Genomic DNA, 23,646 nt, shown 5'->3' with positions numbered 1-23,646 from the left:
GCGCCATGGGATTCCCGCTGCTCAGCCTCATCGTTTTCGTGCCCGCCGCCGGGGCAGCGGTCTTAATGTTGATGCGCGGTGACGATGCGGTACGGTGGACGGCGCTCGGTTTCACCTTGCTCGATTTCGCCCTTTCTATCGCGATGCTGGCCGGCTTCGACACCGCGACCCACGAGATGCAGTTCACCGAGATACACCCGTGGGTACCGGCGCTCGGGATCACCTACGCGCTCGGCGTTGACGGCATAAGTGCGCTCTTCGTGTTCCTGACCGCGCTGTTGGGCTGGATCTGCGTGCTCGCTTCGTGGGTCGCGATCGAACGCAGGGTGAAGGCGTTCATGGTCAGTCTGCTCTCCATGCAGGCGTTGATGCTCGGGGTGTTCTCAGCGCTCGACCTGTTCCTGTTCTATGTCTTCTGGGAGGCGATGCTGATCCCGATGTACCTGATCATCGGCATCTGGGGTGGCGAGGGCCGGGTCTATGCGGCGTTCAAGTTCTTCCTCTATACGCTGGCGGGCAGCCTCCTGTTCCTGATCGGTGTCATCGTGCTCTATTTTCAGGGCGGCAAGACCTTCAACATCCTCATTCTCACAGCGCAGGATCTGCCATTCCCGGTCCAGTCCTGGCTGTTCTTCGCCTTCCTGATCGCCTTCGCCGTCAAGGTGCCGATGGTTCCGGTCCATACCTGGCTGCCTGACGCCCATGTGCAAGCGCCGACGGCGGGCAGCATCATCCTTGCCGGAGTGCTTCTGAAGATGGGCGCCTACGGCTTCTTGCGATTTTCGCTGCCGATGCTGCCAGAGGCGTCGATGTATTATTCGACGCTGATGTTGGCGCTTTCGGCACTTGCGATCGTCTATGGCGGGTTGCTTGCGCTGGCGCAGGACGACCTGAAGAAGCTGGTGGCCTATTCCAGCATCAGCCATATGGGCTTCGTGACGCTGGGCATCTTTGCGCTGAATCTCCGCGGCCTTGAGGGAGGCATCCTGCAGATGTTCAACCATGGCGTGACGACGGGTGCCCTGTTCCTGCTCGTCGGTCTGATTTACGAGCGGACACATACGCGCAGCATTGCGGACTATGGCGGGCTGATGAAGGCGGCGCCGGTCTACACTGTATTTCTTGCGCTGTTCACCCTGTCGTCGATGGCGCTGCCGGGAACGAATTCGTTCGTGGGCGAGCTGCTGGTGCTCTCAGGCGGTTTTGCGGCCAATCTGGCCGCCGGCGCGGCCGCCGTTTTGGGTGCATTGCTGGGTGCTGCCTATCTGCTTGGCATGTACGGGAAAGTCGCTCTTGGTCCAGCCAATGTCACGGCCCGGTTCAAGATACGCGACGTAAACGCCCGCGAGATGGCCGCGATCCTGCCACTGGCCGTCTTCGTACTTTGGGTCGGGCTCTATCCGAAACCCTTTCTCGACATCATCGACGTCTCGGTGAAGCATCTGCTGGTGCACGTGCACGGCAAGGGGAGCGGCCAATGACCGCCGCCGCCCTGTTCCAGTCCGTCCTGGCGAGCCTGCCCGAGATCATTGTGGTCACCGGGGCCTGCATCCTCTTGATCCTGGGACAATTTGTGCGGAAGGGGCAGGAACATCTCCTTGTCGGGGCTTCCGTCGCCATCGTGCTGGTTGCCGCCTTGGCGACATTCATGCTCGCGAGCGAGGTGCGCCCAGCCTACACGGGCATGTTCATCGCCGACCGCTTCGCGGTTTTCTTCAAGTTCGTGTTCTACTTAGCCACCGTTCTGACATTCTTCCTTTCGCGGAAGTATGCCGATATCGAAGGGATCGGGAGCAGCGAATACTACGTCCTGCTGCTCTTTGCGCTTTCGGGAATGATGATCATGGCGTCGGCGATCGATCTCTTGTCGATCTACGTGGGCCTCGAACTGATGGTGCTCTGCACCTATGTGCTGACCGGCTTTCTACGGCAAGAGCGGCGGTCGAACGAAGCGGCACTGAAATATGTGATCCTTGGCGCGGTTTCGACCGCGATTTTCCTCTACGGCGTTTCGCTGGTCTACGGGCTCACCGGCACGACGCAACTGGACGGGATGGCGGCTGCTGTGACCGGCGATCCGCTCGATCCTGGATTGCTGCTGGCGGTCGTCTTCATCGTCGCGGGGCTGGTCTTCAAGGTCGGCGCGGTGCCGTTCCACATGTGGGTGCCGGATGTCTATGAAGGGGCGCCGACGACGATCACCGCCTTCATGTCGGTGGCCCCCAAGGCGGCGGGGTTCGCGGTAATCCTCAGGGTGTTCCTCAACCCTCTGGTCGCAGCCTCGGACGTTTGGATCATCGTCGCGGTCATTGCGGTAGCTACGATGGCGCTCGGCAGCTTCGTGGCGCTGGTGCAGGACAATTTCAAGCGTCTTCTGGCCTATTCCAGCATCGCCCATGCCGGGTTCGCCATTTTTGGTGTGGTGGCCGGCGGCGCGGACGGGATCGCCAGCGTGATGCTCTACCTGCTGATCTACTCTTTCATGAATCTCGGCATTTTCGGCACCGTCATCATGATGCGCAACGGCGATTTCTCGGGCGAAGTCATCGAGGACTACGCAGGTTTCGCCAGGTCGCATCCGGGTCTGGCACTTCTGATGCTTCTCTATCTGTTCTCGTTGGCCGGCATCCCGCCGACGGCCGGCTTCTTCGCCAAGTTCTACGTGCTGGTCGCACTCGTCGAGCGGGGTTTTGTTATGCTGGCGTTGATCGCAGTGCTCCTGAGCGCCGTCGCCGCCTATTTTTACATCCGCATCGTCATGGTGATCTACATGCGCGAGCCGCAAAGGGTGTTCGACCCGGCGCTGACGCCCTTGGTCCGCGCTACGCTTGCCTTCACCGCCATCGGCACACTCGGTATCGGCATATTTCCGGAATGGTTCCTAAGACTTGCTCAAGGTGCGGTGTTTGGCGGCTGATCGGAACGTGTCCGCCGCAAACCTCGTCCTTCCGGGCGGTCCGGCATCCGCCGGCGCTTGCGGAACATATGAAGAACGTCCTATGGTCGTTCCGATGAAGGAACGGCTGGGCTACCGATACAGGATCTACCCGGACGCGCGGCAGGCGCGGCTGTTCCGCCAGACCGTCGGCTGCTGCCGCCTCGTCTACAACCTCTGCCTCGAGCAGCGGAGCACGGCGTATGCGATGCCGTCCCGGCACCGCCTGTCCTCGTTCGACCAGATCAAGGAACTGCCGGGCCTGAAGGCCCATCTGCCGTTCCTCAAGGACGTTCCGAACCACTGCCTGCAGCAGGCGGCCGTCGACCTCGACAAGGCGTTCAAGAACTTCTTCAAGGGCCACGCGGCGTACCCGAAGGCGAGACGGAAGTTCCAGAACGAATCCTTCCGCTTCCCAGACCCGAAGCAGATCTCCTTCGGTGAGAAGGGAATCCTGCTGCCGAAGGCGGGCTGGGTGAAGCTCGTTCTCCATCGGCCCTTCCTTGGCGAGGTGAAGAACGTCACGGTGTCCGCCGACGGCGACCACTGGTACGTCGCGGTGCAGACCGAGCGTGAGGTCGACGAGCCTGCGAGCGTGCTCGACCTGCCGGATCTCGTCGAGCTCGGGGGCGACCTCGGCGTGGTCAACGCGCTCGCGCTCTCCGACGGCACGGTCTACGACCTGCCAAGAATGACCGAGAAGGAGAAGCGCAGGGAGGCGAACCTCGCCAGGCGCGTCTCGCGCCGCAGGAGGGGTTCGAAGAACCGTCTGCGGGCGCAGCGCGATCTCAGGCGGTTCAGGGCCAGGATCGTCCGGCGCAGACGGGACGCGAAGCATAAGATGACGACCGACGTCGTCAGTCGCTGCGACGTCCTCTATCTCGAGGACCTGAAGCTGAAGAACATGACCGCCTCGGCCAAGGGGACCGTCGAGGAGCCGGGCACCAACGTCGCGCAGAAGTCCGGACTGAACCGGGCGATCCTCGACGTGTCGCCCGGAGCGACGCGTCTGCAGTTCGAATACAAGATGCGCCGCCGCGGCGGCGCCGTCTTCTACGTCAACCCCGCACGGACGTCGCAGCGATGCGCCGAGTGCGGGCATGTCGATCCGAAGAACCGGATCGACCGCGACCGGTTCGAATGCGTCAGATGCGGCCACGCCGCCTGCGCCGACCACAACGCCGGCCGCAACATTCTTCATCTGGGCCGCAAGGCCCGAACCGGAGGACATCCAGGGATGGCCTGTGGATCGAACCTCGCTGGAGGTCGGAAGCAGGAAGAAGACGGTAGCAGTCAGGTCGCGCAAGCGGCCTGATCAAGACCAGAAGCTCCGGCCTTCAGGCAGGGGAGTAGTCACCTATTGGATTTGCAATGATACCCCCGACGGAATAGACTGAGTACCGAAGAAAGGAGCGCCCAAGTCACTTACTGGGGCGACCGCATTGCCGGTCCAAATGGGGCCGGTCGCGGCCTGAGCAAGGCCCTCGGTGGGTGACCGGGGAAATGCGACATGAGTGCAATGGAATTCCTGCCAGTTCTTGTGATGATCGCCGGAATTGTTCTGGTGGCGATGGCGACGCTTTTTGTTTCTTCGTTACTGCGCCCGTCTAATCCCTATCCCGCGAAGAACGCGCCCTATGAATGCGGGATGGACCCCTCGGGCGAGGCGGCGGCGGGGCGCTTCAGGGTGCCGTTCTTTATCCTTGCGATCTTGCTGGTGGTCTTCGATGTCGAAGCGATGTTCCTCTTTCCCTGGGCCGTCGTGCTGAAAGAGATCGGGCTTGTCGGTTATGTCGAGATGTTCGTCTTCATGTTGCTGCTTCTCGTGGGCTTCGCCTACGCCTGGCTGAAGGGAGCGCTGGAATGGGAGGCGTAAACAACACGATCCGCGACAGCGTGCTGTTCACTACGGCCGAAAGTGTCATCAACTGGAGCCGAAGCTCGGCGTTATGGCCTGAGACCTTCGGCATTGCCTGTTGCGCCATCGAGATGATCTCGGCCGGTTGCGCACGCTACGATCTCGACCGATTCGGCGTGGTGTTCCGCCCTTCGCCGCGACAGTCCGATGTGATGATCATCGCCGGCACCGTGACCCGGAAATTCGCGCCCGTCGTGCGGCGGCTCTATGATCAGATGCCGGAACCGCGCTGGGTGATCGCAATGGGTACCTGCGCTATTTCTGGCGGCGTCTACAACACCTATGCCGTGGTGCAGGGGTCGGAAACCTTCGTGCCCGTCGACGTGCATGTGCCCGGCTGTCCGCCGCGGCCCGAGGCGCTGATGCATGGCTTCCTTCTGCTTCAAGAGAAGATCAAGAGGTCCCGCGCGTTGGCCGGGACGCCTCTGGATCGGGTTGCCATGCCATGAGCGTGAAGCCGCTTCTCAATCATGCTTTGATCATGGAGCGCTTCGGGAAAGCAATCGAGGACCTCGGTGCCGTGCACGGCATTCACGCCTTTGCCGTTCCACCAGAGAAGATCGTCGACTTCTGCCGGTTCTTGAAAGAACATCCGGCGCTGCAGTTCAATTTCCTCTCGGATATCTGTGGGGTTGATCACTATCCCGCAATGCCGCGCTACGAGGCGGTGTACCACCTCTATTCGCTGCCGAACAAATGGCGGGTTCGCATCAAGTGTCGGCTTGGCGATCCGCCACAGCTTCCCTCGGTCACGGGGGTCTGGCGCACCGCCAACTGGCATGAGCGCGAGGCCTGGGACATGTATGGTATCAGGTTCGAGGGGCATCCCGATCTGCGCCGGATCTACATGTGGGAAGGCTTCGAGGGTTTTCCCCAGCGCAAGGATTTCCCTCTGCGGGGCTACAAGGACAAGTTGAACCCTTTCGGTGCCGAAGGTCCGCCGCCAACACAGCCTGACCTCGCCACCAGGGATATTCCTTAAGGGAGGCCGTTCTACGCCGGAAAACTGAAATGACCGAAGTCACCGAGTTCAGCAGGCCGGAAGGCGAAGCACTCAATACTCGGGAAGTGCTTCTCAACCTCGGCCCGCAGCACCCCAGCACTCACGGGGTTCTTCGGCTCGTCCTCGAACTGGACGGCGAGTACGTCGAACGCGTCGACCCGCATATCGGCTATCTCCACCGCGGCACCGAAAAACTGGCGGAGAGCTTCACGTACACCCAGATCTTCCCGCTGACGGACCGGCTCGACTATCTCTGCCCGCCCTCGAATAACCTGGCGTTTGCGCTGGCGGTGGAGAAACTCCTCGGCATAGAGGCACCGGTCCGGGCGCAGTATATCCGTGTGATGATGGCCGAACTGGCACGGATATCCGGCCATCTCCTGATCACCGGCGCACTGCCGATGGACCTCGGTGCCATGACCGCGCTGCTCTACGTCATGCGCGAGCGCGAAATGATCATGGATCTTATGGAAATGGTCACCGGTGCGCGTATGCACACATCATTTTGCAGGGTTGGCGGGGTGCGCGAGGACCTGCCTGACGGCTTCCTTCCCAAGATCCGCGAGTTCTGCGACATCTTCCCGAACCGTATCCGCGACTATGAACGGCTGCTCGAGAACAACCGGGTGTTCCTCAAGCGCACTCAGGGGATCGGCGTGATTACCGGCGAGGACGCTGTCGATCTCGGCCTGAGCGGCCCGAACCTGCGCGCCTCTGGCGTCGATTGGGACATCCGCCGCGACGAGCCTTACGAGATTTACGATCGGCTCGATTTCAACATCATTACCCGCAACGAGGGCGACTGTTACGCGCGCTGGCAGTGCCGGGTCGAGGAAATGCGCGAGAGCATGCGGATCATCGAGCAATGTCTCGACCAGATGCCCGAGGGGCCGTTCCAGGTCGACATGCCGACGATCGCCTTCCCGCTGGACAAGGATCGGGTGCACTGCTCGATGGAGACGCTGATCCAGCATTTCGACCTGTCTGCTTACGGCTTCAAGGTGCCGAAGGGCGAGGTCTATTCGGCGATCGAGGCGCCAAAGGGCGAGCTCGGCTTCTACATCATCAGCGACGGGTCGCCAAAGCCGTTCCGCATGAAGGTGCGGGCACCCTCGTTCGTCAACCTTCAGGCGCTCTTCGGGGTCTCCAACGCGCGCTACCTGGCCGACATGATCGCCGTGCTCGGCAGCCTCGATCCCGTGATGGCGGAGGTGGACAAGTAGCAGGGGATTTGGACGTGATGACCATGCGCGAAAAAATCGAAGAGGCAGCGGCGCGGTATCCCGACCAGCGCTCGGCGATCATGCCCGCGCTTCTGATCGCGCAGAGGCAGCATGGCCATCTGCCCGGTCCGGTGCTGGAAGAGGTCGCCGACATCCTCGGTGTCGAGCGGATCTGGGTCTACGAGCTGGCGACCTTCTACACGCTCTTTCATACCGAGCCGGTGGGCATGTTCCACCTGCAGCTCTGCGACAACGTCTCCTGCATGCTGCGGCGATCCGAGGACCTGCTGCGGCATCTGGAGGCGGTCCTCGGTATCAACAAGGGCCAAACCACCCCGGACGGGCTGTTCACGCTTTCCACCGTCGAATGCCTCGGCGCTTGCGAGATGGCCCCGGTCATGCAGGTGGGCGACGATTATCACGGCGACCTCGACATCGCGCGGATCGACGCGCTGTTGGACAGGCTGCGGGCGGTGGCGGGGCGAGCAAATGGCGCCGATCTCGCCGCAGCACCACCGGGAGAGTAGCGCCATGTTCGAACCGGTCCTTCTCAGAAACATCGACGTGCCGGACGGCCATCGGCTGTCGACCTATGAGGCCGGCGGCGGCTACCGGGCGCTGGCAAAGGTGCTGCGCGAGCACACGCCTGACGAGGTCGTCGATCTCGTCAAGCAGTCCAATCTGCGCGGCCGCGGCGGCGCCGGATTTCCCACGGGCATGAAATGGGGTTTCGTGCCGAAGCTGGCCGACAAGCCGAAATATCTTTGCTGCAATGCCGACGAGGGCGAGCCGGGTACTTTCAAGGACCGCATCATCATGGAGCGCGACCCGCACCAACTCATCGAGGGGCTGGCGGTCAGCGCCTACGCGATCGGGGCCAAGACCGCCTATGTCTACATCCGCGGAGAATATGTGACAGCGATCCGTCGCCTGGAGCGGGCGATCGCCGAGGCTCACGAAAAAGGTTATCTGGGAACGGGCGTTCTGGGCTCCGATTTCAATTTCGCCGTGCACATCCATTGCGGGGCCGGCGCCTATATCTGCGGCGAGGAGACCGCGATGCTTGAGTCGCTTGAGGGCAAGCGGGCGCAGCCGCGATTGAAACCGCCGTTTCCGGCAGCAGCTGGACTCTACGCCAGCCCGACTGTCATCAATAATGTCGAGACGCTCGCTTGTGTGCCGCATATCGTGACGCGGGGCGCGCACTGGTTTCGGGGCATTGGCCCGGACAAGAGCCCCGGCCCGAAGCTCTACTGCCTCAGCGGGCAGGTGCGCAAACCCGGCCTCTACGAGTTGCCGATGGGCATACCGCTGCGTCAACTGGTCGAGGACCACGCCGGCGGCCCGCTGCCGGGACGCAGGATCAAGGCGGTGATCCCGGGCGGGGTTTCGGCGCCGGTCATCCCGGAGCACGGTCTGGACGTTGGGATGGACTTCGACTCGCTTGCTGCCGCCGGTTCGATGCTCGGCTCAGCCGGGGTGATCGTGGTCGACGACTCGACCTGCATGGTCAAGATCACCACCCGGATCATCGAGTTTTTCCACCATGAGTCCTGCGGCAAGTGCACGCCATGCCGGGAAGGATTGAACTGGGCCGTAAAGGTCCTGCGCCGGATCGAGGCCGGGGAGGGCGCACCCGGCGATCTGGAACAGCTGGAGATGCTCTGCAAGGGCATCTTCGGCAATACGTTTTGTGCCTTGGGAGACGGCGCGGCGATGGGATTGCGGGCTGCACTTAAGCATTTTCGCGATGAGTTCGTCGCCCATATCGAGGAGCGGAAGTGCCCGTTTCATTGAAGGAGCGCGCTGCGACAGGACTGCGAGGAACTATGGTTAGCTTTACGATCGACGGACAAACGCTGGAAGTTGAGGTCGGCTCGACGGTGCTGCAAGCCGCAGAGCGTTTGGGCATCGATATCCCGACCTTCTGCTATCTGAAGCGGCTGCCGCCACTGGCATCGTGCCGCATGTGCCTGGTGGAGATCGAGGGCATGCGGCGGTTGCAGCCTTCCTGTGCCACCGCGATCACCGATGGCATGGTCGTGCGGACGGACACGCCGCTGATCGAGGAAACGCGGTCTTCCATGCTCGACATGCTGCTTGCCAACCACCCCCTCGACTGCCCGATCTGCGACAAGGGCGGCGAATGCGAGCTTCAGGACATGGTGATGGCATATGGCCCCCGCAAAAGCGAGTTCCACGATCCCAAGCGTGTGTTCCATTCCCAGGACATCCGCCTCAGCCCGGTCATCATCATGAACGTCAACCGCTGCATCCAGTGCCAGCGCTGCGTCCGGATGTGTGAGGAGGTGGTCGGCGCGGTCGCGCTCGGCACCGTCGAAAAAGGCATGGATACGGCCGTCACGGGCTTCGAGGGTAGTCTTGCGAGTTGTGACCAGTGCGGCAATTGCGTCGAGGTCTGTCCGGTCGGCGCGCTGATGAGCTTCCCCTACCGCTACAAGGCGCGGCCCTGGGACCTTGTCGAGACCGACACGGTCTGCCCGCATTGCGGAACCGGTTGCCAGCTTACCGTGGGCACGCGCAAGGGCGAGTTCATGCGGGTGCGTTCGAAGTGGGACGAGGGGCTCAACCGCGAAACGCTCTGCGTGCGGGGACGCTTCGGCCTCGATTTCGTTTCTAGCAGCGACCGGATCAAGCGGCCGATGATCCGTCGCAATGGCGCCCTGGTTCCGGTGTCCTGGGACGAAGCAGGGGACTATCTGCGCCGGCGGCTGTCGGCCGTCGAGGACAAGGCGGCTGGCGGGCTGGCCTCACCGCGCCTGCCCAACGAGGTACTCTATCAGTTCCAGAAGCTGATGCGGACAGTGTTCCGGACCAACAACATCGACTGCTCGTCGCGCTGGTTCACGCCCTTCGATGCGCTCGGTCCACTGGTCGCTGACTTTTACAGCCGCGCACCGCTGGACGACGTGATCGCCAACGACTGCGTGCTCGTCGTCGGCGGCAACGTAACGGAGGAGAACCCGGTCACCGAATACCTGCTGCGGGACGGCGCGCGACGGAAACAGACAGAATTGCTCATGCTCGCGACGCGGCCATCCCGTCTGGATGCTGATGCGCGGGTTGTGGTTCGCGTGCCGCCGGGCGGAGAAGCGGCGAGCCTTGCTTCGGTGGTGGCCGGTCTCGTGGCAGCGGCCGGTCAGGCCCTGCCCGTCGAGGTTCTTGCGGACATCCGAGCGGCAACCTGCTGGCCGAGAGCAGCCGACAGTCATGGTGCGGACCGTCTGGCCAACGCGCTCATGGAAGGCCGAAGCGTCACCGTGCTTGTCTGCGTCGAACTCCTGAGATCACCCGCAGCACGCGCGACGCTGCAGCAGATCAACAACCTGCTGCAGGTTCTTCGCCTGCTCGGCAAGGGCCCAGCGATGCAGTTTCTCTTCGACCGTGCCAACCAGATGGGCGCCTGGGATATGGGGGTTCTGCCGGGGGTTCTGCCGGGACTGCAGGCGGTCGCCGATGACGCGGCACGCACAGCTCTTGCACGGAACTGGGGCGCTGAAATCCCGTCTGAACCCGGCGTGGATCTCGACGCCATGCTGGAGCTGTGCGTCGGCGGGCGGATGGGTGCGCTCTACATCGCCGGGACCGACCCGCTGATCGCCTATCCCGACAGGGATTTCGTGACGCGGGCGCTTCGTGCGGCCGATCTCCTGATCGTGCAGGACACCTTCCTCACGGATACGGCGGGCTTGGCCGAGGTGGTCCTGCCCGCGGCGGGCTACGGCGAGGAATCCGGCACGTTCACCAACAACGAGGGCCGGATCCAGAAAGTCCGCAAATTCCGCGAACCCGTCTTCGAGACGCGAGGCAATCTGGCGATCTTCGCCTTCGTCGCGGCGCTCCGCAACCAAGCGCTGCCATCATCGACAGAAGGCGAAATATTCGGAGAGATTACCTGGCTGCTTCCGCCCTACGCGGGGCTGACGCAGGAGGGGCTTGGCGCCGATGGCGCATTCACCAAGGTGGTGCCGACGCCACGGCCTGGCGAGTTCTCCGCGCCGCCGCCTGCCCCGACAGAATCAGATGGGCTCATGCTGATCACCGGCAACTGCCTGTTCCACAACGGATATCTTTCCGAACGCTCGGAGGTCCTGAATACGGTCGCCAACGACCCCTATGTCGAGATGAGCGCGCGGGATGCCGCACAGCTTTGCCTTTCGGATGGCGATCAAGTGGTTGTGCGTTCTGCCCGAGGCGAACTGACGGCGCAACTCAAGGTCAGCAGACAGTTTCCCAAGGGCCTTGTCTTCGTGCCGGAAAACTACAGGGGCTTGCGTCTCAACAGCTTGATGCGGCGGGGTGAATACCCATGCCCGGTGGAGGTCGAGAAGGTGCATCCCAACCTTCTGGTCGATCGCACAAAACGGATCTGGCGTGGGGTCTGACGATCGGGGGACCGCATGGCCCCCGGCAAGCTGCCCTGGCCCAGCGTCGTCACATCGAGCTGGCCATGTCAGTGATACCTGGTTCCGCAGATGTAATCCTGCAGATCCTGCTCGGTGCGCTCCGCTTCGTCGAGCCTGTGTTTAACCACATCGCCGATGCTGACCACGCCGACAACGTCGTCTCCATCCATGACCAGCACATGACGCGTCCGCCGCCGGGTCATGATTCCCATCGCGACGGGCAGCAAATCCCGTGTCGAACAGATCGCCACATTGCGGTTCATGATGTCCGCGGCTCGCATCCTTGCCGCCTCGGCCCCGTATTCGGCTACCGCATTGCAGCAATCGCGCTCTGACAGCGTACCCAGGTATTCGCTGTTCGATTGGCTGACGACGACGAAGCCGATATTGTTGTCGCGAAACAGCCTCAGGATTTCCACCATCGTCTGATCGGGAGTGACCGAAATGACCCCGACACCCTTGTTCTTCATGATTTCGCCGACAAACATCTGAGCCTCCTGTCTGAGCGCTTCGGTTTGACAGCTGGCGCGCGTTCACGTTCGCCGGATATTCCGCCACCAGTTGTAGCCCTGCGTCTCTTTCGTCTCGACGAGCACGTCCCTCTTCGTATTGAGGCGCGCGGCAATCACGCCGCCGCCGGTTGTCGCCTTGCCCGGCTTGGCGAGCAGATCGTCGCGCCCGATCACCAAATCACCCGAGGAAAAGCTCGAGAATTCGTACTGCTGGCCAAGCGCGATCGCGTCCGCCGGGCAGGCGTCCTCGCACAGCCCGCAGAATAGGCAGCGGGCCGTGTCGATCTCGAATTTTGCCGGGCGACGGTTGCCCTTCTCATCCTCGTAGGGGACGACTTCAATGCAGTCGCAGGGACAAATCCGGGCGCAGAGTTCGCAAGCCACACATTTGATCTCGCCCTCTTCGTCGCGCTTCAGGAAGTGATGCCCGCGGTGGCGCGAGTAGGGCAGCCATTTTTCCTTGTCCGGATACTGCATGGTGACGGATTTGGAGAACATGTAGCCGAAGGTCAGGCCCAAAGCTCTCGCCAGATCGGCGAAGAACACCCAGCCAATCCATGTTCCAATTCTGTCTTGCGCGCGCGACATCATCGCCCCGCTCCGGAGCCGTTGCGGCCCCTAAAAGAAAGCAATTCCGGTTATGATTATGTTCGCCATCGACAAAGGAAGCAAGACTTTCCATCCGATCGCCATCAGTTGGTCGTAGCGGTAGCGGGGGAAAGTGAAGCGGAACCAGATAAACAAATAGACGAAGAACGAGACCTTGAGCACAAACCAGAGGAGCGGTGGCAAGGGGATCAGTACGCCGTTCCAGCCGCCGAAGAACAGGATCACCACCAGGACAGACACCAGCAACACGATGGCATATTCGCTGATCATGAAAAACGCAAAGCGGATACCGCTGTATTCGGTATGGAATCCGGCCCCCAGATCACCTTCGGCTTCCGAAAGGTCGAAGGGAATGCGCTGGGCTTCGGCCAGTCCGGCGACGAAGAACACGAAGAAGCCGATCGGTTGGTAAACGATGTTCCAGACATCGGCCTGTGCCCGCACGATCTCGAGCAGGCTCATGGATTGCGCCAGCATGACGACGCCGATGACCGCGAACCCCATCGGGATCTCGTAGCTGATCATCTGCGCGCAGGTCCTGAGGCTGCCCAAGACAGCGTATTTACTGTTAGCGGCCCAGCCGCCGAAGATGACGCCATAGACCTCGATCCCAATCACCGCGAAGACGAAAAGCAGCGCCACATTCATGTCGGAGACGTAGAGCGAGATCTCGGCACCGAGCACCGATACGGTTTCGCCGAAGGGGATCGCGACGAACACCACAAAGGGTGGGACGAGTGCCAGGATTGGGGCCAGCTTGAACAGAAAGCGGTCGGCCTCAGCCGGGATGTGGTCCTCTTTCGTTAAGAGCTTGATTCCGTCCGCCACCGGCTGCAGCAACCCGTGCCACCCCACGCGCATCGGCCCCATCCGCTGCTGGATGTGCCCGGCGATTTTGCGTTCCAGCCAGGTCAGCGGCAAAGGCAGCAGCAGCAGGATCGCGATTAGAAACGCGACCTTGAAGACGATCAGGCCGAGGGCGACGATAAGTTCCATGATCCGCGGCTACTTATTCATCGGTTGAAACGTGCGACCGGACTTTGCCCGGTTATGCACTGAGCACTTTGCGCACTTGTCAGCTTGATACGGTACAGCGGCGACGCGCCACTTGCAAAGCGGAAATCAACGCCGATCGCGACCGATCGTCCGCGATGCGCTTGCGCGCTTGCGCGACCAGGGCATGGTCTATGCCCGGCAGGGCGCAGGAACCTTCGTCAGCGCTCACGGTTCACCGGCGACGCAACTGGCCTACTCGCCTGTCAAAACGCTCGCTGACATTCAGCGCTGCTACGACTTCCGCCTGACGATTGAGCCCGCCGCGGCCTACTTTGCCGCCAAGCGCCGCGACGGTTCGGCGCTTGAGAAGATCGCAACGGCGCTTGCGGATCTTCGCGAGGCGACAAACCACCTGCTGCATCGAACGGACGCCGATTTCCTGTTTCATCGGGCCGTTACCGAGGCTGCGAACAATCACTATTACACGGCGTCGATGGATGCCCTCAAACCGCATATCGCGGTCGGTATGCTTTGCACGGGCTGTCGCTTCTCGCCCCCCGGCAAGGCCTCCAGAAAGTGTTTCAGGAGCACGAAGAAATCTACAAGGCGATTGCCGAAGGCCGGGCGGATGATGCCCGGGACCTGATGCGAGCCCATCTCGAAGGATCGCGAGACCGCCTTTTCGAGGGCTGGGCTCTCGACCTCTCCTTTTAGATATCAGCTGTCGCGCAATAGAGTTCCCGCCGCTGCCGCTTTCCGAAGATCGCGGCTGAGATTGTGCATTTCCTCTCAGAAAAGACGATACAGGCGCTGTTGCCGTGTGCCCGTCCGCGCTTGCGCATGCTACGATGCTGTTTCCTTCAACAATTAGGGACGATCAACTCATGACGGGCCAGGATGGCAGTATTCTCGATTATGTCGGGATTCTTGCCGTGTTTCTTCTCGTGGGCGCCAACGGTTTCTTCGTGGCCGCCGAATTCGCATTGGTTTCCGTCAGACGTAGCCGGGTGGCCGAACTCGCGGCAGCGGGCCGGATGAACGCTTCGGCGCTTCAGCGTGCCGTGGATAATCTTGATGCGAACCTTGCAGCCACACAGCTCGGCATAACGATCTCTTCGCTCGCCCTCGGCTGGGTCGGCGAACCGGCATTGGCGCATCTGATCGAGCCTCTATTGGCATGGTTGCCCGGTGAATGGGCGGCGAGGGGTTCCCATGCCATAGCCGTCGCCATCGCGTTCATCATTATAACGGCGCTTCATATCGTCCTTGGCGAACTGGCGCCGAAGAGTCTCGCTCTGCAGCGGAGCGAAGGAACGTCGTTGGCTGTGGTCCGGCCGCTCGGCTTTTTTCTGATCGTCTTCAAACCGGCAATCTTCGTTCTCAATGGCATGGGCAACTTCGTGCTTCGTACTTTCGGTCTTCAGGCCGGAACGGGGGAATCTTCCTTCCATTCTCCGCAGGAGTTGAAGCTGTTGGTGGCCGAGAGCCAGGAGGCGGGACTTCTCAACCAGGTGCAGCAACAGCTCGTCGAGCGCGTGCTCAATATCGGCGAGAGGCCGATCTCCGACGTCATGACCCCGCGTCTCGATGTCGAGTGGTTCGACGCCGACGACAGCGAGGCGGAAATCTTAAAGACGATTAGGGAGTGCAGGCACGAACAGCTTCTCGTCGCTCGCGGCTCAATCGACGAGCCGATCGGCATGGTTCTCAAGAAGGATCTGCTCGATCAGGTTCTGGACGGCGGCAAGATCCGGCCGATGGATGTCATCAAGCAGCCGCTGGTGCTTCATGAAGGAACCTCGGTCGTCCGCGTGCTCAGTAGCTTCAAGGCATCACCGGTCCACCTCGCTATCGTCATCGACGAATATGGCAGCTTGGAGGGGATTGTCACGCAGACGGACTTGCTCGAGGCAATCGCCGGGGAACTGCCGGGGTCCGACGAGGAGCCGGCCATCGTCGTTCGCGAGGACGGCTCGCTGCTCGTCGATGCAATGATGCCTGCCTTCGACGCCTTCGAAAGACTAGGTCTGCGTGACAGACCGGACGCGGATTTCCATACGCTCGCGGGCTTTGCCCTTCATCAGCTCCAGCACATCCCGGAAACCGGTGAGGTTTTCGAGTTCGACGGATGGCGGTTCGAGGTTATCGATATGGACGGCATGCGCATCGACAAGATCTTGGCGACGCGAAGCTCGACGGAAGGAGCGGACGTTTAGGGTAGCTATAGCTAGGCAGCGCTGCAAACCAGGAAGCCGAAGCCGGTATCCGCCGGCTCAACCGCCTGCCGATCGTCGTGGTGATCGTGCTGGTCGTCGCCTTCTTCGCGGTGTTCTAGTTCTTAAGGGCTATCGGGCGACGCTGATCGTCGAGCTTCCAGCTTTCGGCTCGAACGAACCCGATTTAAGTATCCGTAGAGATAAAGTTTAAGCAGATCGGCCGGATCGTAGCCGGGGCGTCCGGTCCCTTTTGCCATCACCCGGGAAAACACAGCAGCGACAAGATCGATGCTATCCACAAAAGCCTCTGTGAGGCGGACCGGGTTGTCTGATCCGACATATCATCAAGGAAGAGGCAGTAGTTGCGAGCGATCTGAGCCAGATAAATGTGCCATGCGGAAAAATACTACAGTTCGCTTGCCGTTGGAATCTTCCCCAGAGCTTTTGCACGGTCTGAAAAGCGGTGGACACCAAGTCATGGAGGAAGGTGTTAAAAAGGGATGATGTCCCGCTCGCAACTGCTCGGATATTTGTAATGCCGCATCAGATATCATTGACATTTCAATAGAGAATAGCGCTATTAAGATTACAACAATTTGGGATGTGCAATGCTGGCGATTCTTGCCGATGATCTGACGGGCGCGGTGGATAGTGCCGCGCCGTTCGCGACGCGGGGGATGCATGTGGAAGTGGCTCTGGCGACCGGAGCCATTGGCAAGGCTCTCTGCGAGGCGCCGGATGTCCTGTCGATCAATCTAGGCTCACGCGAGATCAGCGCTCCGGCGGCGCGGCGGCAAGTGGAGATGGCACTTGCCGCGCTGCCGGCGGGAACGCGGCTCTTCAAGAAGGTAGACTCGCGTCTCAAGGGGCATATCGCGGCCGAGCTCGATGCCATGTCCTTTCGGGCAGCTCTCGCGGCGCCAGCGATCCCTGCATTCGGGCGCGTCGTGAAGGATGGCTGTGTGACGGGCTTCGGGGTGGACACGCCAATTTCCATTGCCGAAAAGCTCGGACACCACGTTGCTTGTGCCACGATCCCCGATATGTCCAGCCAGAGCGAGATGCATGCCTGGCTCGATCAGTCGGAGAGCTCTGGCTTCGATCTTCTGATCGGAGCGCGGGGCTTGGCCGAAGCGCTTGCCGAACGCCTGAGCGGCAATGCAACCGCGCGGACTGCTGAGATACCAAGTGGCAAGGCGCTGTTTGTCATCGGCTCCCGCGATCCGATCACCCTTGCCCAGATCGATGCGCTTCGTGCGGCTTTCGCCCTTCGCTACCTGCCCGCGCCCAACGGCCACCTTGCCGGGGGAGGAGACCGGTCCGATGGCAGTGTGATCACCCTTGTCCAGGCCGTGCCAGGAGAGGGCGTCGTCGGCTCTCATGATGTGTCGCGTTTCCTCGCCGAAAGTGTGTTTCCAGATTTAACGAACAAAGCCTCGACATTGCTCTTTGCCGGCGGCGCGACGGCGGAGGCCGTGCTCGAAAGAATGGGCATAACGCGTTTCCGTCTGCTTGGGGAATGCATGCCCGGCCTGGGCTTGGCTCACGCCCATGGACATTGCATCATTGCAAAATCCGGAGGATTTGGGCATCCGGATACGTTGAAAGAGATCGCGGGCATAATGCTTCGCAATATGGGATGACAGATGGGATTGGAGAGCGGAACAGCACGCAGGAGTCTTGGCGATCTAGTATTCGAGCGCATGCACCGGGCAATCAAGTCCGGTGCATATAAGCCCGACGAACGTCTGCCGACAGAACACGATCTTGCAATCGAGTTCGAGGTCTCCCGCCCGATCATTCGGGAAGCCCTTGGACGTCTTCGCGAGCAGGGGTTCATCTATTCGCGCCGTGGTGCCGGCAGCTTCGTTCGCGCCGTTGGCATGCGCGAGCCGCTCGGTTTCGGACAGTTGGAAAATGTCGCCGATCTTCTAAACTGCTACGAGTTCCGGTTGGCCGTGGAGCCAGCGGCAGCGGCAGCGGCGGCGGATCGTCACGACGCTACAAACCTCGCTGCCATTTTTCAGGCACTTGAACTCATGCGGGATGCCACTAACCGCCAATCCCACCGAGAAGATGCGGACTTCCAGTTTCATCTCGCGATCGCGCGCGCCGCCGGGAACAGTTACTTCTACACTGCCATGGAAGCGCTCAAGGATCACATCGCCGTCGGCATGAAGTTTCACGGCGCCTCGGTTAAACGCGAAGCCGCCGGCCTGATGCGGGTTTTTGCCGAACACGAGGCGATCGCTGAAGCCATCGCCGCACGTGACGCCGCAAAGGCAAAACAATTCATGCATGCGCATCTCACCGGGTCCCGCGAACGTCTCTTTCTGGCGACAAAGTAGTTCCCCCTTGGAAAACCCTGGCTTCAGGCAGGGGGTTCGACAGGGAATCGCCGCCTTCAAGTCTCGATTTTAGGTATGTCGCGCGGCCCGCGGCACAATGTTCGGCGACGCGTTTTAGAAGGCTGCCCTGTAGACGCCGAGAACATCCTCGACACTCATATCGATCGGATTGTTGTCCATCAGACGACGGATCGCATGCGCTTCGCTGGCGTAAAGCGGCAGGTCGTCCGCCTTCGCGCCATGAGCGGCAAGCGACATCTCGATACCGAGACCGTTGCAGAAATCGGAGGCGGCGCTGAGTAAGTCCGCCTTGGAGAGGCCTGCGTCGAGCCCGAGCGCTTCTGCGACTTCGGCCGTCTTGCCCGCTGCAACCGACTGGTTGAAGGCCAGGACATGCGGGAAGATGATAGCATTCGCCAGGCCATGCGGCAGGCGAAGTCGCGTACCAAGCGGATAGGCGATGGCGTGGCCGGCCGCGGTGTTCACCGGCCCGAGGCATATGCCGCCGTAGTAGGAGGCAAGCATCAGACCTTGGCGCGCCTGGGTATCGGCACCGTTTTTAACCGCGCGTGCCAGATATTTGCCAATGAGGCGGAAGCCCATGCGGGCGAAGTCGTCGATCATTGGATGCGCGCGGCGATTGGTGAAGGCTTCGACACAGTGCGCCATGGCATCCACGCCGGTGGCCGCCGTCACGGCAGGCGGCACGGAATAGGTCAGTTCCGGGTCGAGCACGGCGAAATCGGCGATCATGTGCGGGCTCTCCACCGCGATCTTGTTGCCCTTGCCGGGATCGGTGATGAGTGAGCGAATGCCGGCTTCCGAGCCTGTTCCAGCCGTGGTGGCCACTTGGGCGAGGCGCGTGCGGCGGCCGGCGACGCGGTTCGGCCCGGCGACATCGGCAAGCGTCTGCTCGCCATCCCACAGCACCGCCACAAGCTTGGCGACATCGAGGACAGAGCCCCCGCCAAGGCCGACGATCAGGTCCGGCTTGCTGTGCCGCGCAACGTCACGCGCGGCGTCGAGCGTCCCCGTATCCGGCTCGCCGGGGATGGCGTCGAACACGGTGACGTGACTGGAGAGCTTCAGGCGGTCGACGAAACCTGCCGTGATGGGTGTCGCGATGACCAGCACCGATCGGGCATCAGCCGCCCAGGTGCCGACTTCCGCAATTGAGCCGGCGCCGACGGTCAGGCGGCGAGGTTGATGAAGGGTTATGGGAGCAATGGTCATCAGCGTGATCCTCGTTTTGCCGCGTCCGCCACAAGCCTGCGGGCGTAGGCGATGGCGGAGTTCAAGTTGCTGTGATTGGCGATACCCTTCCCGGCGATATCGAAGGCCGTGCCGTGGTCGACGGAGGTGCGATCGATCGGCAGGTCCACCGAGACGTTCACGGCTGTGTCGAAGGCAACAAGCTTGATCGGGATATGCCCCTGATCGTGGTACTGCGCGACGACGAGATCGAAAACGCCGGAATAGGCGCGATAGAAGACCGTGTCAGCCGAGATCGGACCATGAACGTCGATGCCTTCCGCCCGCGCAGCCTGTACCGCCGGCGCGATCTGGTCGTCGTCTTCGGTGCCAAACAGGCCGTTCTCGCCACAATGAGGATTAATGCCGGCGACGGCGATTTTGGGTGCGGCATAGCCAATGCGCTTCAGATGCGCATTGCCGGCGCGGATGGTGGCAAGCACCCGCTCGGTCGTCGCACGCTGGATCGCCTCCTGCAGCGACACATGGGTCGAGACGTGAATGACCTTCAGCCGCTCGGACGCCAGCAGCATGTACGCCGCCGTGGCGCCCGTCAGGCTGCGCAGCATGCCGGTGTGGCCATCATAATGGTGGCCTGCAAGGTTCAGCGCTTCCTTGTTGATCGGTGCGGTGACGATGCAGCCGATGACACCCGCCTCCGCATCGCGAACCGCATTCTCGATGAAGCGGAATGCGGCGTCGCCGGCGACGGGGCTCAACTGTCCCCAGGCCAGCGGCGCGCCGTCAATGGGCAGGTCCACGACATGCGCGGCGAGATCTACATTGAGGCCGAGAGCCGCTCGGGCCGCCTCGAGCGTCAAGAGGTTGCCGTAGATGCGGGTCGTATCACGCTCTTCGGGGGACATGCCAGCAAGCGCGCGGACCGAGATTTCCGGGCCGACGCCGCAGGGGTCGCCCATGGTTATGCCAATGATATTGCTCATGAAGAACTCCGTGCGGCGGCACTGTCCCAGCCGGGGGCCAAGCGGACATATTTGATTGCGCGCCGATGATAGGTGTAGACGAGATGCAGCGTACCGTCCGGCCCTTCGAGAAGCCAGGGATAGGACATTTCCTTGTTGCGGCCATCAGTCGAGTCGTTGGAGAGGCACGTTCCCGGACCATTTTCGATCACCAGGTGGCTGGGGAAGGTCTTGCCGCCATCGTCCGACAGGCAGAGAGCGACCGGCCCACGCGGTACGCCCCAGATCGGGGCGCAGCCGCCGGTGGGGTCCGCGTCAGGGCGGCTATCGTCCTCGCCAAGCTCGTCGTAGAGCGAGGCGCGTCGGTCGGCCGACTGGGCGGCGTTTACTGGATTGCAGAACAGAGCAACCCGTCCGTCGGCAAGGCGTATCGCAGCGATCGAAGAATTGTTGTTGGGCACGTCGGTGGCCCGGGGAGCCGACCAACTGCGTCCACCATCGGTACTGTCTGTCCTGTAGACGAAGTCCGCCTGCCGGCGTCGGAAAAATGCGGCGACGCGCCGTTCGCCCAGCGGAACGGGTGACATGTGAACGCAACCTGTGGACTGGTCGAGGTCTTCCAGCTGCCATGTCCTGCCTTGGTCCAGCGAAACACCGACGGCGGCCGTATCGTGGCTGCCGTTCCATTTCTGGCCGGGACGCTGGACGCAGCGGAAGATCGGCAAGAGCCAGGCTCCATCGTCACGCACGACCAACGGCGCGCGGACGAAGCAGCCGCGCGGTAGGTCCAGATATCGGCCATCAGAGGTCGTCAGCTTCAGCGGATCGGATGCATCGCGCAGGACTTCGGCCATGCGGATCCGGCACTCGTCCTGGTTGCCGGACGGCTGAGAAGTATGGAAAAGCCAGAGCTTGCCATCGGGGGCCGTGAACAATACCGGATTCTGCTCCGAGTGTGACGGGTCGAAGCTTAGGCGCTGGGGCGGCCCCCAGGCGGTGGCGTCCGTCGTCAGCACGGAGGCAAAGATCGAGATATCCGACTTTCCCTCAAGTGTGCCGCCGAACCATGCGCAGGCGAGAGCGCCATCGGAAAGCAGGTGCAAAAACGCCGCATGATTCTGGATCATAGGCGAAGGCAATAGTGCTTCCACGCGTCCGTGCGACGCGGGCTTGAGCAGGCCGTTCATGCCGCGGGCTATTTTCTCGGGGTTCATCTGATCCTCCTACTGACGTCGAAAATCGTTCATTTTTCTAAGTTGTCAAGTTTAATAATGTAACGTCCAGCTGGCGCCTCCGATGAGATCATCATTAAGTAAGTGATAAATCAACGTTATTTTTGCTTCATTGTAACATGTCAATTTACATCGCAAAACAATTTGACAAACTTGCTCGGAAAAGAGATGGTCTCTGTAGCCGGCGAGAAAATGCCGGAGAGGAGGACTTTCATGCCGCAAGTGTCGGCTCCTGGGAGGCTACGATGGCTGTCGCCTTGGCGGTTGGCGCTGGCCGACGACGCCCGGGGCGAGGGAGAGGGGTCTCCTGGCGCTTCGGGGAGTCAACGGAGTCTGCATGGGCATCATGACCTATGCCTTTGCGCTGGCTCCCGCAACGGTCGCCGCGCCTGTCGATTTTCTGCGCCTGCCGCTCGTCGCCGTTGGCGGGCTCATTTATTGCGCGGCGTTGATCGCCGCGCGATCCGGAAAAGCTACTTTGGCTGAACAAGATTTCACAAGGGAGGAAACGTCGTGAAAAAAATGCTTATCTGGGGTACCCTCATGCTGGGCGCCGCTCTATCGCCGGCTTTTGCCGGGTCCGGCCCGATCAAGATCGTGCTGCCGGAAGAGGCGGACCTGCTCGAACCTTGCATGGCTACTCGCTCCAACATCGGCCGCGTCATCATGCAGAACGTCAGCGAAACGCTGACCGAGCTGGATTTGCGCGGCGACAAGGGCGTGATGCCCCGCCTGGCCGAAAAATGGGAGCAGAGCGCCGACGGAAGCTGGCGCTTCCATCTGCGCCAGGGCGTCAAGTTCTCCGACGGCACGGCCTTCGACGCCAAGGATGTCAAGCACAGCTTCGACCGTATCATGAGCGACAAGAACGCCTGTGAATCGCGCCGCTACTTCGGCGGAATGACGGTCACGCCGACCGTGGTCGACGACCACACGATCGATTTCAAGGCCGATCCGGTTCAGCCGATCCTGCCGCTCCTGATGTCCCTCGTCACCATCGTGCCGGAGGAAACGCAGCTGGAATTCGTGCGCGAGCCGGTCGGCACCGGACCCTACAAGCTGTCCAACTGGACACCGGGCCAGCAGATCGTGCTGACGGGGCGCGATGACTACTGGGGCTCGAAGCCTGAGGTGACCGAAGCGACCTACCTTTTCCGTGCTGATCCGTCCGTTCGTGCCGCCATGGTGCAGACCGGCGAGGCGGACCTATCGCCGTCGATCTCACAGCTCGATGCAACCAATGCGGCGACCGATTTCTCCTATCTCGACAGCGAAACCGTCTATCTGCGCATCGACCACAATATCGAGCCGCTGAATGACGTCCGGGTTCGCCGGGCCCTCAACATGGCGGTCGATCGCCAGGCCTTTATCGGCACGCTCGTTCCGGAAGGCGCGCTGTTGGCGACCGCAATCGTGCCGCCGCCGACGCTCGGCTGGAACCCCGATGTGAAGAATTTCCCCTTTGATCCTGAAGGTGCAAAGAAGCTGCTCGAGGAAGCCAAGGCCGCCGGCGTCAAGGTCGACACGCCGATCACCATCATCGCCCGCTCGGCCAACTTCCCGAACGTCACCGAGATCATGGAAGCCATCCAGGCACAGCTGCAGGACGTCGGCTTCAAGGTCGAGCTGAAGTTCGTCGAGGTCGCCGAGCACGAGCAATACTATTCCAAGCCGTTTAAGGAAGGCCGTGGTCCGCAGCTCGTCGCCGCCATGCACGACAACTCGAAGGGCGACCCCTCGTTCTCGATGTTCTTCAAGTATGCGACCGAAGGCACGCAGTCCGGCTTCTCCGATCCCAAGGTCGACGACCTGATCAAGCGCGCTTCGGCCGCCGTCGGCGAAGAACGCGCGAAGCTCTGGTCGGAGGTGATCGCTTATGTACACGACGACGTCGTCGCCGACGTCCTGCTCTTCCACATGGTCGGCTTCTCGCGCGTCTCCGAACGTCTGGATTTCAAGCCCACCATGGCGACCAACTCGACGCTTCAGCTTTCGGAGATCAAGATCAAGATCAAGTGAACTTGTCCTGGCGAACGCCATGTTTGCCAGCCAC

The 23,646-nt window shown here is 61.5% G+C and carries 21 protein-coding genes and 2 pseudogenes; 16 read left to right on the top strand and 7 right to left on the bottom strand.

Features of this window, described 5'->3' with window-relative positions; genetic code table 11:
* Positions 1-5 precede the first annotated feature (5 nt).
* The 10 genes from ACZ9BX_RS31460 (at position 6) to nuoG (ending at position 11,485) form a co-directional block, all read left to right on the top strand.
* On the top strand, positions 6-1,481 hold the full coding sequence (locus ACZ9BX_RS31460) for an NADH-quinone oxidoreductase subunit M (RefSeq protein WP_476222157.1): 1,476 nt from the start codon (positions 6-8) through the stop codon (positions 1,479-1,481).
* Positions 1,478-2,917: an NADH-quinone oxidoreductase subunit N gene (locus ACZ9BX_RS31455; RefSeq protein ID WP_476222156.1), complete on the top strand. Its 1,440-nt coding sequence runs from the start codon at positions 1,478-1,480 to the stop codon at positions 2,915-2,917. Before ACZ9BX_RS31460 ends, ACZ9BX_RS31455 begins: the two co-directional genes overlap by 4 nt.
* Before the next feature lie 82 nt (positions 2,918-2,999).
* A complete protein-coding gene (locus ACZ9BX_RS31450) occupies positions 3,000-4,250 on the top strand; it encodes an RNA-guided endonuclease InsQ/TnpB family protein (RefSeq protein WP_476222155.1) in 1,251 nt (416 codons plus the stop codon).
* A 195-nt stretch (positions 4,251-4,445) separates the two neighbouring features.
* The gene (locus ACZ9BX_RS31445) at positions 4,446-4,811 is read left to right on the top strand and encodes an NADH-quinone oxidoreductase subunit A (RefSeq protein WP_027510235.1); all 366 of its coding nucleotides are present in this window, start codon (positions 4,446-4,448) and stop codon (positions 4,809-4,811) included.
* Entirely contained in the window at positions 4,799-5,302 is a 504-nt protein-coding gene (locus ACZ9BX_RS31440) for a NuoB/complex I 20 kDa subunit family protein (RefSeq protein WP_086998732.1), read from the top strand. Before ACZ9BX_RS31445 ends, ACZ9BX_RS31440 begins: the two co-directional genes overlap by 13 nt.
* Positions 5,299-5,835: an NADH-quinone oxidoreductase subunit C gene (locus tag ACZ9BX_RS31435; RefSeq protein ID WP_086998734.1), complete on the top strand. Its 537-nt coding sequence runs from the start codon at positions 5,299-5,301 to the stop codon at positions 5,833-5,835. Before ACZ9BX_RS31440 ends, ACZ9BX_RS31435 begins: the two co-directional genes overlap by 4 nt.
* Before the next feature lie 29 nt (positions 5,836-5,864).
* A complete protein-coding gene (gene nuoD, locus ACZ9BX_RS31430; RefSeq protein ID WP_476222154.1) occupies positions 5,865-7,079 on the top strand; it encodes an NADH dehydrogenase (quinone) subunit D in 1,215 nt (404 codons plus the stop codon).
* Positions 7,080-7,096: 17 nt separating this feature from the next.
* Complete coding sequence (gene nuoE / locus ACZ9BX_RS31425) at positions 7,097-7,606, top strand: NADH-quinone oxidoreductase subunit NuoE (protein WP_476222153.1); 510 nt, start codon at positions 7,097-7,099, stop codon at positions 7,604-7,606.
* Between the two features lie 4 nt (positions 7,607-7,610).
* Positions 7,611-8,876: an NADH-quinone oxidoreductase subunit NuoF gene (nuoF, locus tag ACZ9BX_RS31420; RefSeq protein WP_476222152.1), complete on the top strand. Its 1,266-nt coding sequence runs from the start codon at positions 7,611-7,613 to the stop codon at positions 8,874-8,876.
* Between the two features lie 32 nt (positions 8,877-8,908).
* Positions 8,909-11,485, top strand: coding sequence for an NADH-quinone oxidoreductase subunit NuoG (gene nuoG / locus ACZ9BX_RS31415; RefSeq protein WP_476222151.1), 2,577 nt, complete (start codon positions 8,909-8,911; stop codon positions 11,483-11,485).
* Between the two features lie 68 nt (positions 11,486-11,553).
* Here nuoG and ACZ9BX_RS31410 read toward each other — a convergent pair whose 3' ends face one another.
* Genes ACZ9BX_RS31410 through nuoH form a run of 3 tightly spaced genes read right to left on the bottom strand, consistent with a single transcriptional unit; the run spans position 11,554 to position 13,623 of the window.
* Complete coding sequence (locus ACZ9BX_RS31410; RefSeq protein ID WP_086998750.1) at positions 11,554-11,994, bottom strand: CBS domain-containing protein; 441 nt, start codon at positions 11,992-11,994, stop codon at positions 11,554-11,556.
* A 45-nt stretch (positions 11,995-12,039) separates the two neighbouring features.
* The gene (locus ACZ9BX_RS31405; protein ID WP_086999271.1) at positions 12,040-12,606 is read right to left on the bottom strand and encodes an NADH-quinone oxidoreductase subunit I; all 567 of its coding nucleotides are present in this window, start codon (positions 12,604-12,606) and stop codon (positions 12,040-12,042) included.
* Between the two features lie 30 nt (positions 12,607-12,636).
* Complete coding sequence (gene nuoH, locus ACZ9BX_RS31400; protein ID WP_086998753.1) at positions 12,637-13,623, bottom strand: NADH-quinone oxidoreductase subunit NuoH; 987 nt, start codon at positions 13,621-13,623, stop codon at positions 12,637-12,639.
* Positions 13,624-13,759: 136 nt separating this feature from the next.
* On the opposite strand from nuoH, the pseudogene ACZ9BX_RS31395 reads away from it, so the two are divergent.
* Together ACZ9BX_RS31395 and ACZ9BX_RS31390 are read left to right on the top strand one after the other, a co-directional pair.
* Positions 13,760-14,337, top strand: a pseudogene (locus tag ACZ9BX_RS31395) (FadR/GntR family transcriptional regulator); the annotation flags it as partial.
* 170 nt (positions 14,338-14,507) lie between these two features.
* Positions 14,508-15,839, top strand: coding sequence for a hemolysin family protein (locus ACZ9BX_RS31390; protein WP_476222150.1), 1,332 nt, complete (start codon positions 14,508-14,510; stop codon positions 15,837-15,839).
* A gap of 122 nt (positions 15,840-15,961) precedes the next feature.
* On the opposite strand, the pseudogene ACZ9BX_RS31385 reads toward ACZ9BX_RS31390, so the two are convergent.
* A pseudogene (locus ACZ9BX_RS31385) lies at positions 15,962-16,180 on the bottom strand (transposase); the annotation flags it as partial.
* Positions 16,181-16,447: 267 nt separating this feature from the next.
* Between ACZ9BX_RS31385 and ACZ9BX_RS31380 the strand changes: the two are divergent.
* A complete protein-coding gene (locus ACZ9BX_RS31380; protein WP_086998759.1) occupies positions 16,448-17,482 on the top strand; it encodes a four-carbon acid sugar kinase family protein in 1,035 nt (344 codons plus the stop codon).
* 3 nt (positions 17,483-17,485) lie between these two features.
* Positions 17,486-18,187: a FadR/GntR family transcriptional regulator gene (locus tag ACZ9BX_RS31375; RefSeq protein WP_086998762.1), complete on the top strand. Its 702-nt coding sequence runs from the start codon at positions 17,486-17,488 to the stop codon at positions 18,185-18,187.
* Positions 18,188-18,301: 114 nt separating this feature from the next.
* On the opposite strand, the gene ACZ9BX_RS31370 is transcribed toward ACZ9BX_RS31375, so the two are convergent.
* From ACZ9BX_RS31370 to ACZ9BX_RS31360, 3 genes are read right to left on the bottom strand one after another with little or no spacing between them, the layout of a single operon-like run.
* Complete coding sequence (locus ACZ9BX_RS31370; protein WP_476222149.1) at positions 18,302-19,420, bottom strand: iron-containing alcohol dehydrogenase; 1,119 nt, start codon at positions 19,418-19,420, stop codon at positions 18,302-18,304.
* Positions 19,420-20,382, bottom strand: coding sequence for a 4-hydroxythreonine-4-phosphate dehydrogenase PdxA (gene pdxA, locus ACZ9BX_RS31365; RefSeq protein WP_132568851.1), 963 nt, complete (start codon positions 20,380-20,382; stop codon positions 19,420-19,422). Before pdxA ends, ACZ9BX_RS31370 begins: the two co-directional genes overlap by 1 nt.
* Positions 20,379-21,575 carry a sialidase family protein gene (locus ACZ9BX_RS31360; protein ID WP_132568850.1) on the bottom strand — a complete coding sequence of 399 codons (1,197 nt, stop codon included), beginning with the start codon at positions 21,573-21,575 and terminating at the stop codon, positions 20,379-20,381. Before ACZ9BX_RS31360 ends, pdxA begins: the two co-directional genes overlap by 4 nt.
* Before the next feature lie 355 nt (positions 21,576-21,930).
* Between ACZ9BX_RS31360 and ACZ9BX_RS31355 the strand changes: the two genes are divergently transcribed.
* Both ACZ9BX_RS31355 and ACZ9BX_RS31350 read left to right on the top strand, forming a co-directional pair.
* The gene (locus ACZ9BX_RS31355) at positions 21,931-22,110 is read left to right on the top strand and encodes a hypothetical protein (RefSeq protein ID WP_086998772.1); all 180 of its coding nucleotides are present in this window, start codon (positions 21,931-21,933) and stop codon (positions 22,108-22,110) included.
* Positions 22,107-23,612: an ABC transporter substrate-binding protein gene (locus ACZ9BX_RS31350; protein ID WP_476222148.1), complete on the top strand. Its 1,506-nt coding sequence runs from the start codon at positions 22,107-22,109 to the stop codon at positions 23,610-23,612. Before ACZ9BX_RS31355 ends, ACZ9BX_RS31350 begins: the two co-directional genes overlap by 4 nt.
* Positions 23,613-23,646 lie beyond the last annotated feature (34 nt).

The organism is Rhizobium sp. USDA 3886, assembly GCF_056279785.1.
The sequence above is the reverse complement of the archived record's forward strand: the minus strand, read 5'-3'. Positions and strand labels throughout refer to the sequence as shown.

Coding starts and splice junctions, on each gene's coding strand:
- ACZ9BX_RS31460 (WP_476222157.1), top strand. CDS start 6: ATGGGATTCCCGCTGCTCAGCCTCATCGTTTTCGTGCCCGCCGCCGGG.
- ACZ9BX_RS31455 (WP_476222156.1), top strand. CDS start 1,478: ATGACCGCCGCCGCCCTGTTCCAGTCCGTCCTGGCGAGCCTGCCCGAG.
- ACZ9BX_RS31450 (WP_476222155.1), top strand. CDS start 3,000: ATGGTCGTTCCGATGAAGGAACGGCTGGGCTACCGATACAGGATCTAC.
- ACZ9BX_RS31445 (WP_027510235.1), top strand. CDS start 4,446: ATGAGTGCAATGGAATTCCTGCCAGTTCTTGTGATGATCGCCGGAATT.
- ACZ9BX_RS31440 (WP_086998732.1), top strand. CDS start 4,799: ATGGGAGGCGTAAACAACACGATCCGCGACAGCGTGCTGTTCACTACG.
- ACZ9BX_RS31435 (WP_086998734.1), top strand. CDS start 5,299: ATGAGCGTGAAGCCGCTTCTCAATCATGCTTTGATCATGGAGCGCTTC.
- nuoD (WP_476222154.1), top strand. CDS start 5,865: ATGACCGAAGTCACCGAGTTCAGCAGGCCGGAAGGCGAAGCACTCAAT.
- nuoE (WP_476222153.1), top strand. CDS start 7,097: ATGACCATGCGCGAAAAAATCGAAGAGGCAGCGGCGCGGTATCCCGAC.
- nuoF (WP_476222152.1), top strand. CDS start 7,611: ATGTTCGAACCGGTCCTTCTCAGAAACATCGACGTGCCGGACGGCCAT.
- nuoG (WP_476222151.1), top strand. CDS start 8,909: ATGGTTAGCTTTACGATCGACGGACAAACGCTGGAAGTTGAGGTCGGC.
- ACZ9BX_RS31410 (WP_086998750.1), bottom strand. CDS start 11,994: ATGTTTGTCGGCGAAATCATGAAGAACAAGGGTGTCGGGGTCATTTCG.
- ACZ9BX_RS31405 (WP_086999271.1), bottom strand. CDS start 12,606: ATGTCGCGCGCGCAAGACAGAATTGGAACATGGATTGGCTGGGTGTTC.
- nuoH (WP_086998753.1), bottom strand. CDS start 13,623: ATGGAACTTATCGTCGCCCTCGGCCTGATCGTCTTCAAGGTCGCGTTT.
- ACZ9BX_RS31390 (WP_476222150.1), top strand. CDS start 14,508: ATGACGGGCCAGGATGGCAGTATTCTCGATTATGTCGGGATTCTTGCC.
- ACZ9BX_RS31380 (WP_086998759.1), top strand. CDS start 16,448: ATGCTGGCGATTCTTGCCGATGATCTGACGGGCGCGGTGGATAGTGCC.
- ACZ9BX_RS31375 (WP_086998762.1), top strand. CDS start 17,486: ATGGGATTGGAGAGCGGAACAGCACGCAGGAGTCTTGGCGATCTAGTA.
- ACZ9BX_RS31370 (WP_476222149.1), bottom strand. CDS start 19,420: ATGACCATTGCTCCCATAACCCTTCATCAACCTCGCCGCCTGACCGTC.
- pdxA (WP_132568851.1), bottom strand. CDS start 20,382: ATGAGCAATATCATTGGCATAACCATGGGCGACCCCTGCGGCGTCGGC.
- ACZ9BX_RS31360 (WP_132568850.1), bottom strand. CDS start 21,575: ATGAACCCCGAGAAAATAGCCCGCGGCATGAACGGCCTGCTCAAGCCC.
- ACZ9BX_RS31355 (WP_086998772.1), top strand. CDS start 21,931: ATGGGCATCATGACCTATGCCTTTGCGCTGGCTCCCGCAACGGTCGCC.